At 70.9% G+C, this 13,005-nt stretch carries 13 protein-coding genes; 7 read left to right on the top strand and 6 right to left on the bottom strand.

What is annotated here, in order from left to right; translation table 11 throughout:
- Positions 1-99: 99 nt before the first annotated feature.
- The 3 genes from R0146_RS02840 (at position 100) to R0146_RS02830 (ending at position 3,549) form a co-directional block, all read left to right on the top strand.
- Complete coding sequence (locus tag R0146_RS02840; RefSeq protein ID WP_411567185.1) at positions 100-1,248, top strand: Gfo/Idh/MocA family protein; 1,149 nt, start codon at positions 100-102, stop codon at positions 1,246-1,248.
- An 18-nt stretch (positions 1,249-1,266) separates the two neighbouring features.
- Entirely contained in the window at positions 1,267-2,265 is a 999-nt protein-coding gene (locus R0146_RS02835; RefSeq protein WP_317691344.1) for a sugar phosphate isomerase/epimerase family protein, read from the top strand.
- Between the two features lie 171 nt (positions 2,266-2,436).
- The gene (locus R0146_RS02830; protein WP_317691343.1) at positions 2,437-3,549 is read left to right on the top strand and encodes a zinc-binding dehydrogenase; all 1,113 of its coding nucleotides are present in this window, start codon (positions 2,437-2,439) and stop codon (positions 3,547-3,549) included.
- Positions 3,550-3,601: 52 nt separating this feature from the next.
- Here the strand turns inward: R0146_RS02830 and R0146_RS02825 are convergent, their stop codons facing one another.
- The 4 genes from R0146_RS02825 to R0146_RS02810 all read right to left on the bottom strand — a co-directional run bounded on the left by R0146_RS02825 (position 3,602) and on the right by R0146_RS02810 (position 7,443).
- Positions 3,602-3,823, bottom strand: a complete 222-nt coding sequence (locus tag R0146_RS02825; protein ID WP_317691342.1) for a hypothetical protein — start codon at positions 3,821-3,823, stop codon at positions 3,602-3,604.
- 97 nt (positions 3,824-3,920) lie between these two features.
- On the bottom strand, positions 3,921-5,336 hold the full coding sequence (locus tag R0146_RS02820; RefSeq protein ID WP_317691341.1) for an FAD-dependent oxidoreductase: 1,416 nt from the start codon (positions 5,334-5,336) through the stop codon (positions 3,921-3,923).
- 111 nt (positions 5,337-5,447) lie between these two features.
- The gene (locus R0146_RS02815; RefSeq protein ID WP_317691340.1) at positions 5,448-6,455 is read right to left on the bottom strand and encodes a Gfo/Idh/MocA family protein; all 1,008 of its coding nucleotides are present in this window, start codon (positions 6,453-6,455) and stop codon (positions 5,448-5,450) included.
- Between the two features lie 31 nt (positions 6,456-6,486).
- Entirely contained in the window at positions 6,487-7,443 is a 957-nt protein-coding gene (locus tag R0146_RS02810) for a sugar phosphate isomerase/epimerase family protein (RefSeq protein WP_317691339.1), read from the bottom strand.
- 162 nt (positions 7,444-7,605) lie between these two features.
- On the opposite strand from R0146_RS02810, the gene R0146_RS02805 reads away from it, so the two are divergent.
- The 3 genes from R0146_RS02805 (at position 7,606) to R0146_RS16150 (ending at position 10,390) form a co-directional block, all read left to right on the top strand.
- A complete protein-coding gene (locus R0146_RS02805) occupies positions 7,606-8,601 on the top strand; it encodes a LacI family DNA-binding transcriptional regulator (protein WP_317691338.1) in 996 nt (331 codons plus the stop codon).
- A gap of 170 nt (positions 8,602-8,771) precedes the next feature.
- Entirely contained in the window at positions 8,772-9,929 is a 1,158-nt protein-coding gene (locus R0146_RS02800) for an MFS transporter (protein WP_411567169.1), read from the top strand.
- On the top strand, positions 9,818-10,390 hold the full coding sequence (locus R0146_RS16150; RefSeq protein ID WP_411567184.1) for an MFS transporter: 573 nt from the start codon (positions 9,818-9,820) through the stop codon (positions 10,388-10,390). Before R0146_RS02800 ends, R0146_RS16150 begins: the two co-directional genes overlap by 112 nt.
- Here R0146_RS16150 and R0146_RS02795 read toward each other — a convergent pair whose 3' ends face one another.
- Positions 10,391-11,311, bottom strand: a complete 921-nt coding sequence (locus R0146_RS02795; RefSeq protein ID WP_317691337.1) for a 2-oxoglutarate and iron-dependent oxygenase domain-containing protein — start codon at positions 11,309-11,311, stop codon at positions 10,391-10,393.
- A gap of 299 nt (positions 11,312-11,610) precedes the next feature.
- On the opposite strand from R0146_RS02795, the gene R0146_RS02790 reads away from it, so the two are divergent.
- The gene (locus R0146_RS02790) at positions 11,611-12,528 is read left to right on the top strand and encodes an amidohydrolase family protein (protein WP_317691336.1); all 918 of its coding nucleotides are present in this window, start codon (positions 11,611-11,613) and stop codon (positions 12,526-12,528) included.
- Between the two features lie 10 nt (positions 12,529-12,538).
- Here the strand turns inward: R0146_RS02790 and R0146_RS02785 are convergent, their stop codons facing one another.
- Positions 12,539-13,000, bottom strand: a complete 462-nt coding sequence (locus R0146_RS02785) for a hypothetical protein (RefSeq protein ID WP_317691335.1) — start codon at positions 12,998-13,000, stop codon at positions 12,539-12,541.
- Positions 13,001-13,005: the final 5 nt, after the last annotated feature.

The raw sequence follows: 13,005 nt of genomic DNA, 5'->3' as shown, positions 1-13,005 counted from the left end.
AATACGGGCGGCAACAGCTGTCGATCCGCGCGCAGCGTCAACGAAGACCCTGGAGGACCCATGTCTGTTCCCCTCTCCGTCGCCGTCATCGGCGCGGGGATGGCCGGCCGCACCCACGCCAACGCCTGGCGCCAGGCCGGCACCATCTACGCCCCCGGCGTCGTCCCGCCGGTCCGGCTGGCCGCCGTCTGCGACGCGTACGCTCCCTTCGCCGAGGATGCCGTGCGGAGCTACGGTTACCAGCGGGCCGAGACGGACTGGCGCCGGATCGTCGAGGCCGACGACGTCGACATCGTCTCGATCGTGGTCGCCAACCGGTGGCACCGTGAGATCGCCGAGGCCCTGGTCGCCGCCGGCAAACACGTGCTCTGTGAGAAGCCGCTCGCCGACACCCTGGCGGACGCCCGGGCGATGGCGGAGCTCGAGGCGAACGCCGCCGTGGTGACCGGCATCGGCTTCGGCTACCGCCGCCAGCCCGGCCTCGCCCAGATCGCCCGGATGGTCGAGGCGGGCGACCTCGGAACCGTCACCCAGTTCCACGGCACCTACTGGTGCGACTACGGCGCCGATCCCACCGTCCCGATCGCCTGGCGCTATCGGGGGCCGATGGGCTCCGGTGCCCTGGGTGACCTCGGCTCGCACATCACCGACCTGGCTGAGTTCCTCTGCGGCCCTCTGGTGTCGGTCTCCGGCGCCGAGCTGGCGACCGTCATCACGCACCGCCCGCCGGCCCTCGAGGGCGTCGCCGGTGGCCGCGGGACCACCACCTCCGCCGCGGCCAGCGAGCCGGTGGAGAACGACGACCTCGCCCTGTTCAGCCTGCGCTTCGCCAGTGGCGCCGTCGGCTCGATCTCGGTCTCCCGGGTCGCCTTCGGCTGCCCGAACAACCTGGCCGTCGACGTGCTCGGCACCGCCGGCGCGGTCCGCTTCGACATGAACCGGGCCGGCGAGATCCAGCTCGACGACACCGCCCCGCGGGACGGCCTGCGCGGTCCCCGCCGGGTGCTGGTCGGCCCGGACTTCCCCTACTTCAAGGACGGCTCGTCGATGGCCTTCGGTGGCGTCGGCGTCACCCAGATCGACCAGTTCGTCTACCAGGCCCGGGCCTTCCTCGACCAGGTCGCGGGCGTCGACGAGGGACTGCCGCCCGTCCCCGGGTTCGCGCACGGCTACCGCGCGATCCGCATCCAGGACGCCATCGTCCGTTCCGCCGCCGCCGGCGGCGGCACTGTCGCCATCGACTTCTGACCCAGGAAAGAGACCACCATGCCCCTCCAGCTCGCCGCCTACACCGCCTGCCTCCAGGACCGTGCCCTACCCGACGCCCTCGACGTGATCAAAGGGGCCGGCCTGACCGGTGCCGAGGTCAACGTCGGCGGCTTCATCCCGTCCCCGCACTGCCCGGTCGACACCCTGCTCGTCTCGGCCTCCGCCCGGGACGACTACCTGGGTCTGTTCGCCGAACGGGGGATGCGACTGGCCGGCCTGAACACCTCCGGCAACGTGCTGTCCCCGTTGCCCGACCAGGGTCCCCGACACGCGTACGACCTGCGTCGGGCGATCGAGCTGGCGCCGCTGCTCGGGGTGAAGGAGATCGTCTGCATGTCCGGTGTGCCGGGCTCCGATCCCGGTGCCCGCTACCCGTCCTGGGTCGTCAACCCGTGGGACGGCGTCTACCTCGAGGTGCTGGAGTACCAGCGCAGCGTCGCCGACCCGTTCTGGAAGGAGGTGGACGCCCGTGCGGCCGATGCCGGCGTCACGCTGGCCTGGGAGCTGCACCCGCACAACCTGGTCTTCACCCCGGTGGGCTTCCTGGAGTTCGTCGAGCGCACCGGCTGCAGCAACATCGCCGTCAACATGGACCCCTCGCACCTGATGTGGCAGGGGATGGACATCCTCGCGTCGATCCGGCTGCTCGGTCGCCATATCGCTCACGTGCACGCCAAGGACACCCGGCTCGAGCCGGGCGTCGCGACCCGCGGCGTGCTGGACGCGAGCTTCGGGACGGTGCCGGCGGACCCGGCGCAGCGTACGCCCACCGGTTCGGCGCACTGGTGCTCGCAGTGGCCGGCCGATCCGGCGTGGCGCTTCGTGGCGGTCGGTCAGGGCCACGACACGGCCTGGTGGACCGACTTCCTCCGCGCGGTGGCCGAGGTGGATCCCACCATGAACGTCTCGATCGAGCATGAGGACGGGGCCTTCTCCCGCGAGGAGGGCCTGCGGCGCAGTGCCCGTACGGTGCTCGACGCCGCTGCCGCCCTGTGACCGTCGTCGGCAACGGGCCAGCCGCAAGCATCTGATATTTGTCAGAACAAAGTCTTCACAGGCGGGGTAAATGTCGGTAAGCTGATGTCGGGCTCGCGGTGGAGCGTGGGTCCGACACGGCACCGAACCACGGAGGTACCCATCGAAATGTCCGCACAAATCCCGTCCACGATGCGAGCTGCTGTTCTGCGCGATCCGGAGCAGGGGCTCCGTGTCGAGGAGATCCGCACCCCCCGCCCGAAGACCGCCGAGGTGCTGATCAAGGTCGCGGCGTGCGGCCTGTGCCACTCCGACCTGCACGTGCTCGGCGGGGCGATCGCCTTCCCGAAGCCGGCCGTGCTCGGCCATGAGGTCTCCGGTGAGATCGTCGAGATCGGGCCCGGCAACGAGCACACCGGCCTCACCGTCGGGCAGCGGGTGGCGGGCGCGTTCCTGATGCCGTGCGGGCAGTGCGACGCCTGCGCCTCCGGGCACGACGAGCTCTGCGGCCCGTTCTTCGACCTCAACCGGCTGCAGGGCAAGCTCTACGACGGCACCACCCGGCTCGCCACCCTCGACGGCGATCCGATCGCGATGTACTCCATGGGCGGTCTCGCCGAGTACGCCGTCATCCCGTCGACCTCGGTCGCGCCGGTGCCCGACGACTACGACGTGGTGCCGGGCGCCATCATCGGCTGCGCCGCGATGACGGCGTACGGGGCGGTCCGTCGCGGCGCCGACCTGCGGCACGGGGAGACCGTGGCGGTGGTGGCGACCGGCGGTGTCGGTTCGACGATCATCCCGATCGCGAAGTCCTTCGGTGCCCGTCGGATCGTCGCGATCGACGTCTCCGACGAGAAGCTGTCGGACGCCCTGGCTCTCGGGGCCACCGACGCGGTGAACTCGGCCAGCACGCCCGACGTCCGAGCCGCGGTGCTCGCGGTGACCGGCGGGCGCGGGGTGGACGTCGCCTTCGAGGCGCTGGGCCGGCCGCAGACCTGGACCACCGCGCTCGACGTGCTGGCGGACGGTGGCCGGATGGTGCCGATCGGCCTGGGTGCCGGGGTGCAGACCGCCGGTGTCGAGATCAACCGGACCGTCCGACGCTCCCAGTCGATCATCGGCTCGTACGGCGCCCGCACCCGCCAGGACCTGCCCGAGGTGGTCCGGCTCGCCGCCGAGGGCGTGATCGACTACCGCGGACTGGTCAGCCGTCGCTACCCGCTGGAACAGGCGGCCGAGGGCTACCGGGCGCTGGCGCGGGGGGAGATCCGCGGGCGGGCCGTCGTCGACATGTCGCTCTGACGTCGCGCCCGCGGTGCGCCCAGCGGGTCAGCGCTGCCCGCCCGCGGCCCGGTCAGCGCGTCAGCAGGGAGAAGGCGTGGATGGTCGTGGCCGCGCAGGCCACCAGGCCGGCGGCCACGGCCACCAGCGGCACGGAGAACGCCACCGCGCCCACGACGAGGACGGCGCAGACCAGCAGCAGGACGAGGAAGGTGAGGGGGAGGCCCGACGCGGCGAGGCGGTCGTCGAGTGCGGCGGCGCGGACAGTGGCGGCGTAGGTGGTGACGGTCGACATGACATTTCTCCTGTCAAAAGGTGGCGACCGTCCGGAACCAACGACCGTGGTGGCTCTGCACGGTCGTCGTGCTCTGTGTTTACCTTCGATCAATATGTTAGTACAAATCGTCGGTGGTGGGGGAATCCGGTGCGTCGTACGACGGCACGCCGGCCGCCTCGCCCTCGGTCATCCTGCCGTCGCGGCACAGCCGCATCAGGTCCGCCCAGGCGTCGATCTTCACCCGTGGCCGGCCGGTGGCCGCACCCAGGGCGATCTCGGCGGCGTCGATCGCCAACCAGTCGTCGTACGAGGTGGGGTGCACGCCGTGCAGGCGCAGGTCCTCCAGCGGATCGGCGGGGTGGCGGGTGAGCGCGGGCAGGTCCTCGAGCAGGTGGCCCACCGTCTCGGCGGCGTCCGACTTGTTCGTGCCGATCACCCCGGTCGCCCCCCGCTTGATCCAACCGGTGACGTACTCCCCGGGCACCACCCGGCCGGCCGCGTCGAGCACCCGGCCCTCCCGGTGCGGGATCACTCCGCGGGCTTCGTCGAACGGCACGTCGGGCAGCGGGGTGCTCCGGTAGCCGATCGCCCGCAGCACCAGATCGGCCCGGATCGTACGCGTCTCGCCGGTCGCCACCACCTCGCCGTCCGGCGCCAGGGCGGTGCGCTCCAGTTCCACCTCCTCGACGCGGCCGGCGCCGTGCAGGGCCACCGGCCGGTGCCAGAAGAGGAAGTGCAGCCGTCGGCGCACCGGTGAGGGAGCGGGCCGGGCGGCGGCCTCCCGGAGCGCCTCGAGGTTCGCCCGGGTCCGCCGGTCCAGCCCCTCGGGGTCGGTGTGGCCGGCGTCGAGCGCGCCGTCGTCGATCGACACCGCCAGACCGGGGGTGGCCAGCAGTTCGCGGAGCTCCTTGGTGGTGTAGCTGGCGTGCTGCGGTCCGCGCCGGCCGATGATCCACAGGTCGGTGACCTCGGAGGTGGCCAGTTCGGCCAGCACGTCCTCGGGCATGTCGGTGGCGGCGAGCCGGGCCGGGTCCTTGGCGAGGATCCGGGCCACGTCGACGGCCACGTTCCCGACGCCGACGCAGGCCACGGAGCGTACGCCCCGCAACGACTGCTGCGTGGCGTCGGGGTGACCGCCGTACCAGGCGACGAACTGGCGCGCCGAGCCGCTGCCCGGCAGGTCCTCGCCGGGCACCCGCATCCGCAGGTCGCCCGAGGCACCCACCGCGTACACCACCGCGTCGTACGCCTCGACGAGCTGGCGGCGGGTGACGTCGCGGCCCAGCTCGACGGTGCCCAGGAACCGCACCCGGTCGGAGTCGAAGGTGCGCGCGAGGGCCTGCGCGACAGAGCGGATGCTGGTGTGGTCGGGTGCCACGCCGTAGCGGAGCAGGCCGAACGGGGTGGGCAGCCGGTCGAAGAGGTCGACGCGCACCGGCACGTCGTGCTGGGTGACCAGGTGCTGGGCGGCGAACAGGCCCGCCGGCCCCGCTCCCACGATCGCCACGCGGTACGGCGGCGCGTCCCCCATGCCCGGCTCCTTCGTCAGGGTGACGTCGAGCCTAGTCGCTGCGGTGGGGGGCGGGGAAGACCCCCGGCGGCCACGTGTCGGGGAGACCGCCGGGGGTCGATGGGGGGTGGGTCAGGCGTAGAAGTCGGGCTTCTCGATCATCCGGACAGCGACCTCGATGCCGTCGTTGTCCAGCGACTCCAGGCCCGCCTCGACGACGCAGGTGGCGGCGTAGCCGTCCCATGCGGTCGACCCGGTGTGCTCGCCGCGCTCGACCGCACGGATCCACTGCTGCACCTCCTGGTTGAAGGCGTCGTGGAAGCGGTCGATGTGGCTGCGGCAGATCGCGTTGCGGTTGCCCAGGGAGTCCCGGACCACGGTGTGCTCCTGGTCGCCCAGCCGGATGGTGCCGGCCTCCATCACCAGTTCGCACTCGATGGAGTAGCCGAACTGGATGTTGACGTTCACCTCGTCGTCGATCAGCACCCCGGACGCGGTCCGGGCGACCAGCACCAGCGGGTCCTGCAGGTGCTCGAACCGGTGCGAGGTGGCCCGCGGGGTGTCGATCCGCACCGCGGTGATCTCCTCGCCGAGCAGGAACCGGCAGATGTCGATCTCGTGGATGGCGGTGTCGTCGATCATGTTGCGGGTGGTGTAGCCCTCCGGCACCGTGGGGTTGCGGTGCCGGCAGTGCACCAGCGTCGCGTAGCCGAGGTCGCCGCTGACGAGCGTGTCGCGCATGTCGTTGTAGCCGGCGTCGAAGCGTCGCATGAAGCCGACGGTGACCAGCTTCCGGCCGCCCTTCTCCTCGGCCTCGAGGATCCGCAGGGCGTCCTCCGGCGTGGTGGTCAGCGGCTTCTCGCAGAGCACGTACTTGCCCGCCTCGACGGCCGCCAGCACGTCGGGGGCGTGCACCGCGCCGAAGGTGGCGATCAGCACAGCATCCACCTCGGGATCGGCGATCAGCTCCGCGCCGGTCGGGTAGGCCTTCGCCCCCAGCGGCTCGGCGACGGCCTTCGCCCCGGCCAGGTCGATGTCGGCCACGGCGACGATCCGTCCGCCGGCCAGTTCCTGCTCGATCCGCTCGACGTGGGCGCGGCCCATCCCGCCGGCGCCGATGAGTCCGATACGTACGGTCATTGTTCGTTGTCCTTCCGGTCCGCGCCCGGGGTCACTTCAGGCCCAGGCCACAGTCGGCCAGGTAGCTGCGCATGTTGACGGCGTTCTGCTGGGGGAAGTCGGGGGCGCAGGGGTAGCAGTCCTGCTCGCAGATGCAGTAGAGGTCCTTGTCCAGTGCCGCCAGGGCGTCGACGAAGGCGTGCATCTCGGGCAGACCCGCGGGCGGGCAGACCGAAGCGCCCTTGGTGACGGCCTCGCCGAACGGCCAGTCCTTCTCGTGGGCCTCCCGGGTGATGTCCTCGTCGAAGGCCTTGATGTGCACGTACGTGATGCGGTCGGGGTAGGAGCGGACCAACTCGACCGGGTCGCCACCGCCGTAGACGATGTGGCCGGAGTCCAGGCAGAGGTTGACGTACGTCGGGTCGGTCGCCTCGAAGATCCGGGCGATCTCCTCCGGCGTCTCGATGTGCGAGTCGCCGTGTGGGTGCAGCACCATCTTCAGGCCGTACTCGTCGAGCAGGATCTGGCCCAGACGGTTGGCGTTCTCGACGTAGAGCTTCCAGGCCTCGGGGGACAGCACGCGGTCGTCGGTCCACTCCCAGGTCTTGTCGTCGCGGTAGAGCGGGGGCAGGTGGACGATGTACTCGGCGCCGACGGCGGCGTGGGTCTCGGCGATCGCCCGGAAGGTCTTCTCGGTCTGTGCCCAGGCGTCGGCCTTGTGCAGGATGCCCCAGCCGGTGCCGCCGACGACCTTGAGGCCGAACTCGCCGGTCCAGCGCGCCAGTTCCTTGGGGTCGGTCGGGAAGTAGCCGAACGGGCCGGTCTCGATGATCTCGAAGCCGGCTTCGGCCATCTCCTGCATGGCGCGGCGCGGGTCCATCTGCCGGTCGTCCTGGGGGAACCAGACCCCCCACTGGTCGGGGCAGACCCCGATCGCCAGCCGGGAGTACCGCGGATCGTTGGTGTTGCGAGCCCGGGAGGTCACCGTGGGCGTCGTGGTGGAGGTCATCGTCCTCACATCTCCTCGTCGTTGAAGAGCTCCGATTTGGAGCGTGCCAAAAGGCTAGCTCAGCGATGCGCACTTTGTATAGTCAAATGACAGGAGCGGGTGACAAAAGTCACCGATCGGGGGACGGTAGGCTGCCCGTATGGGGAAACCGACGGGGTCACCGTGAACGGCTCCCGGCCGACCCAGGCCGATGTCGCCCGGCTCGCCGGAGTGTCCCGGCAGACCGTGTCGCTGGTGGTGCTCGACGACCCCCGGGTGTCCGAGCGCAGTCGTACCGCCGTCCGCCGGGCGATGGAACAGCTCGGCTATCGACCCAACGTCGCCGCCCGCGCCCTGGCGGCGCGACGTACGCGCTTCGTCGGCATCGTGTTGGCCGATCTCGGCAACCCCTTCCATGCCGACTTGGTGGAGGCGCTGCGCCGACACTTCGAGGCCGCCGGGCTGATCCCCTTCATCGCCCCGGTCGGCATCGACCGCCACGAGGAGGCTGTCGCAATCGGCCGGTTCCTGCAGATGAACGTCGACGGGCTGGTGTTGGTCTCGCCGATGGCCGCCGAGGAGGAGCTGGCCGACGTCGGCCGGCAGGTGCCCACCGTCCTGGTCACCCGGAACCTGGGGCCCGACACCGTGGATCTGGTGCACACCGACGACCGGGAGGGGGCCCAGCGGCTCACCCGACACCTGGTCGAGTGCGGCTACGACCCGGTCGTCTACGTCGGTTTCGACCGCGGCGTACGGGGTGATTCCTCGAGCTTCCGGCTGGAGGGATACCGTGCCGCGATGGCGGAGCAGGGGCGACTGCCGGTCATCCTCTCGGTCGATCGCGCCGCGGTGACCGAGGTGGTCGGCCCGCTGCTGGACGGTCGTGGGTCGGGGGTGGCGTTCTGCTGCCACAACGACATGATCGCCTTGCAGGTGCTCGGCGTCCTTGCCGAGCGTGATCTCGAGCCGGGGGTCGACACCGGTGTGGCCGGCTTCGACAACACCACCATCGCCGGTTATCCCGGGGTGTCGCTGACCAGCATCGACCAGGGCACCGCGGAGATGGCCCGCCGGGTGGTGGAGCTGATCGGCGAGCGCCTCGACGGTCGGACGGAGTCCGCCGACGTCGTGGTGCCGCCGGTGCTGGTGGTGCGCGGCTCCACCACTCGCGACTGAGTCCGGTCGGTACGCCTGGTCGCCCGTTTGCCGCGGGTACGACAGAACTTTCTTCCGCAAATGTATGGACAAATGAATCATGCCGGGCTACTTTGGATGCATTGGAGCGCGCCAAGGGCGCTGTCCGGACGCTCCGACTCAACGACGAGTGAACGAAGGAGGGTTGCCTCATGGCGACCACATCAGACCCCATCAGTTCCCTGCGATCGGATCCGTCGCCCGACGACATCCGCGAACTGGTGCGTGTCACACCCGCCTCGGGGAAGAAGCGGTCGATCGCCCTGCTGGCGGCGGTCGCGACCTTCGGGTCGCTGCTCTTCGGCTACGACACCGGCGTGATCGCCGGCGCGTTGCCCTACATGTACCTGCCCAGCGTCGCCGGCGGCCTGCACCTGAACTCCGTCGAAGAGGGGCTGGTCGGTGGCATCCTCGCCATCGGTGCCGCCTTCGGCGCGATGATCGGCGGGCGGCTGTCCGACCGCTACGGACGGCGCCACAACATCCTGATGCTGGCGATCATCTTCATCGTCGGCACTCTCGGCTGCACCTTCGCCCCCACTGTGTGGGTGCTCTACCCCTTCCGCTTCGTGCTCGGCTGGGCCGTCGGCGGTGCGTCCTCCACCGTCCCGATCTACCTGTCGGAGACCGCCCCGAAGCGGATCCGTGGCCCGTTGATCGCCGTCGACCAGTTCATGATCGTCACCGGCCAGTTGCTGGCCTACACCATGAACGCGGCCCTCTCCTCGGCCAACGGCGGGCCCCGCGTGCTGGTCGCCGCCGACCCGACCCACACCGTCGTCGCCGGTCAGTGGGCACCGTGGGACGCCGTCAGCACCGTCTCCGGACTCGTCGTCGACGGCGGCAACGGTGCGGTCTGGCGCTACATGCTGGTGCTGGCCACCATCCCGGCGATCGCCCTGTGGATCGGCATGCGGATGATGCCGGAGTCCTCCCGCTGGTACGCCGCCAACGGCCACTACGTCGAGGCGGTCGGTGCCCTCAAGCGGATCCGCAACGACGCCCGTGACGACGTCTCCGGCGAGATCCAGCAGATGGTGGAGGTGCACCGGCTGGAGGAACAGCGGGAGAAGTGGACCCTGCGGCAGGCCTGGAACACCCGATGGACCCGCAGGATCATCGTGATCGGCTGCTTCCTCGGCTTCTTCGACCAGACCAGCTCACCGGCATCAACACAGCGATGTACTACCTGCCGAAGATCCTGCACGCCGCCGGCTTCTCCTCGGCGAACTCCATCACCCTCAACGTCGTCACCGGCATCGCGTCCTGCATCGGCTCGGCCGTCGGCTTCCTGCTGGTCGGCAAGCTGATGCGCCGCCACGTCGGCATCTACCAGGAGACCGGTGTGACCCTGTCGCTGTTCGCCCTCGCGCTGGTGTTCGGCCTCGGCATCGCCCCGCACATGGCTGCCGACGGCACCATCGGCGCCGGCGTCCCGGCCGTCCTGCCGTGGGTCGTCGTCGCCCTGGTCTCGGTGTTCGTGTTCATCAAGCAGTCCGGCACGGTCAACTGGATCCTGGTCTCGGAGATCTTCCCGGCCCGCATCCGCGGCGTCGCCCAGGGGCTCGCCGTCGGCGCCCTGTGGATCATGAACGCCGTCGTCACCTTCGCCTTCCCGGTGATGATCGCCAACCTGGGCGCCGCCTGGACGTACGCCGTCTTCGGTGCCATCAACGTGGTGGCGCTGGTCTTCTACATCACGGTCGTCCCCGAGACGAAGACCTCGTCGCTGGAGGAGATCGAGGAACAGCTGCAGGCGCGGTTCAGCTGATCAGCCGGCCAGTGGCCAGTCCCCTGCGGTGAGGTGTCCCGGAAGGTCCAGCCTTCCGGGCACCACCCCGTAGGGGGCGTCGTACGTGTAGGTGAGGGTGACCCGCTCGCGGGTGGCCGGTGCCGGCCGGTGCGGGGCCGCTCGCAGGTAGCCGTCGGTGACATCCTCCAGCAGATCGCCGACAGTGACCAGGAATGCCCCGGGCACCCGGTCGGCGGCCACCCACCGGTGATCGACGAGGATCCGGTCACCCTCGGTCCAGTCGTCGATCCAGCGCAGCGTGAGCGCGCCGGGATCGGTGTGCGAGGCGATCGGGTGGTCGACGGCGCCGTCCTCGCCGGTCTCCCGGGCCAACGAGGTCCAGGTCGCCGGGTCGCCGGCGAAGGCCTGGTCGAACACGCCGGCGTCCAGGTCGAGGGCGACGGCCAGTTGCCGCAGCACCGCCCGGGCGACCTCGGTGGCACGGTCCTGGAACCACAGTGCCCGGTCTCGCAGCGCGGGGAGGCGGACCGGCCACTGGTTGGGGCCGACGAGGGAGTCGCCGGGGCGGGTGCGCCGCGCGGCCGGGATCGCCGGCAGCTCGGCGCCGAGGTCGAACTGCTCGCGCCAGCCCTGGGCCGGCCCCTGGCCGAAGGAGGTCCAGCCGCGGAACTGTTCCGAGCGGGCGGTGTCGACGGCGGACTTGTCCTCGGTCGGCAGGGCGAAGAACAGTCGGGCCAGGTCGAGCAGTTGCCCTGGGATCTCCGGCCGGATGCCGTGGCCGGTCAGGTAGAAGGCGCCGGTGTCGCGGACGACGGTGCGCAGCACCTCGGGCGGCAGGTCGCCGAGGTCGAGGACGGGGAGCTGGGACGTACGGAGGGGATGGGACGTACGGAGGGGATGGGACGTACGGAGGGGATGGCTGATCGTGTGCAGGGACACGGGAGACTCCTGGGAAACAAGCAGAGGGATGAGGATCGTCCGGGGACGCGCCGAGGCGCCGGGCGCTGGGGCCGACGGGCTCAGCGCTGGAGCATTCGTCCGCACCGACACGCACGACACGACATCGCCGCGACGGCGGCGACGGGGCGCGGGGTGGGGACGACGTGCTGCATGGGACTCCTGTCAGATGCTTGCAGATGAAACATTAGGGCAACTTCTGGATCTGATCAACTCTCGTGATACTGCGGCGAGCGTACGGAACACCTGCCGGAACGACGCTGCCGCTCTACGGTGGGACCATGAGCCCGGGCTATCCAGCACTTCGCCAGGTCGACGTCCACACCCACGCGCTGCCGCAGCCGTTGTGGCGGTGGTTGGTGGACCAGGGCCTGGCCGATACCGACGTCCCCCGCGAGGCGTACGACGTGCCGGCGCGGTTGGCGTACATGGACGAGGCCGGGATCGAGGTGCACGCCGTCTCGGTCTCCCCGCACCTGCGCACCCCGGAGGACGCCGACACCGGCTTCGTCCGGGAGCTGACCCGGCGGAGCAACGAGACGCTCGCCGAGTTCGTCGCGCAGGCACCGGACCGGCTGGTGGCCCTGGCGGCGGTCCCGGTCGGCCTGGTCGACGCCGCCGAGGAGGTGCGGCACTGCCTCGACGACCTCGGGATGGCCGGGGTGGTGCTCGCCACCCGCGGGATGGGACGCGATCTGACCGATCCGGTGCACACCCCGTTGTGGGAACTGCTGGCCCAGCGCGGCACCTTCGCCCTGGTGCATCCGGTGGCCGCGCCCGGACGGGACGGTGCGTTGGCGGCCGCGCTGGACGTGGCGACCGGCGTCTCGGCGATGCTGCACGCCGGGATCCTGGAGACGTACGACGTCCCGCTCTGCCTGGCGTACGGCGGCGGTGCCCTGCCGTCGGTGCGCGGGCTGCTGCAGCGCGGCTGGGAGCGCCTCGGTGAGAGGCCGGCGCTGCACCACTCACCTCTCGACCAGCTGCGGCGGTTGTACTACGACACCGCCGCCTTCGACTCGCTCCAGCTGCGGCAGCTGGTGGAGTTCGCCGGGCCTGCACAGGTGCTGATGGGCAGCGACTATCCGGCGCCGATGGGCGACACCGACCCGATCGGGGTGGTGGAGGCCTGCCAGTTCGGCCCGGTGCAGGAGATGATCACCGGGGTGACGGCCACCTCCCTGCTCCGACTGACCTGATCGGGCGGATTCAGCGGCCGGTGCCACGGGCCGAGCCGGTGACCGGATCGGGCGAGACGGCCAGGCAGAGCGACGGCGCCGGTGCCGGGCGAGACTGCCAGGCGTCCGCCGACGCGGTGAGCTGACGTACGTCGCCGTCGTCGGGGGTGCCGCCGACGTAGTCCCGGAAGGCCGCCGCACAGGGGTCGCCGATGGCGGCCGGCGTGGCGCCGTCGAGGACGGCGACGACCTCGGCGGTGTGGGCGGTCTCGCAACCCAGCACCTCCAGGTAGGCCACCTTCCCGTCGCTCGGCAGCCGATCGGCGTCCAGGCACATCCCGGTCCGTACGTCCGCCAGATGCACCATCGTCGCCGGTGGGGGCGTCTGCGGGACGGGGGTGGCCATCATGCTGCTGCTGCCGGTGGCGCAGCCGGTCAGCGGCAGGGCCAGGCCGGCCGCGGCCAGCAGGCCCAAGGTCAGGGGTCGGCGCATCGGTG

Origin of the sequence: Raineyella sp. LH-20 (genome assembly GCF_033110965.1) — a bacterium.
GTDB lineage: Bacteria > Actinomycetota > Actinomycetes > Propionibacteriales > Propionibacteriaceae > Raineyella.
This window is presented reverse-complemented; position numbering and strand designations above follow the sequence as displayed.

Excerpts from the sequence above, each read along its gene's own strand:
- R0146_RS02840 (WP_411567185.1), top strand. The coding sequence starts at position 100 with ATGGCCGGCCGCACCCACGCCAACGCCTGGCGCCAGGCCGGCACCATC.
- R0146_RS02835 (WP_317691344.1), top strand. The coding sequence starts at position 1,267 with ATGCCCCTCCAGCTCGCCGCCTACACCGCCTGCCTCCAGGACCGTGCC.
- R0146_RS02830 (WP_317691343.1), top strand. The coding sequence starts at position 2,437 with ATGCGAGCTGCTGTTCTGCGCGATCCGGAGCAGGGGCTCCGTGTCGAG.
- R0146_RS02825 (WP_317691342.1), bottom strand. The coding sequence starts at position 3,823 with ATGTCGACCGTCACCACCTACGCCGCCACTGTCCGCGCCGCCGCACTC.
- R0146_RS02820 (WP_317691341.1), bottom strand. The coding sequence starts at position 5,336 with ATGGGGGACGCGCCGCCGTACCGCGTGGCGATCGTGGGAGCGGGGCCG.
- R0146_RS02815 (WP_317691340.1), bottom strand. The coding sequence starts at position 6,455 with ATGACCGTACGTATCGGACTCATCGGCGCCGGCGGGATGGGCCGCGCC.
- R0146_RS02810 (WP_317691339.1), bottom strand. The coding sequence starts at position 7,443 with ATGACCTCCACCACGACGCCCACGGTGACCTCCCGGGCTCGCAACACC.
- R0146_RS02800 (WP_411567169.1), top strand. The coding sequence starts at position 8,772 with ATGGCGACCACATCAGACCCCATCAGTTCCCTGCGATCGGATCCGTCG.
- R0146_RS02790 (WP_317691336.1), top strand. The coding sequence starts at position 11,611 with ATGAGCCCGGGCTATCCAGCACTTCGCCAGGTCGACGTCCACACCCAC.
- R0146_RS02785 (WP_317691335.1), bottom strand. The coding sequence starts at position 13,000 with ATGCGCCGACCCCTGACCTTGGGCCTGCTGGCCGCGGCCGGCCTGGCC.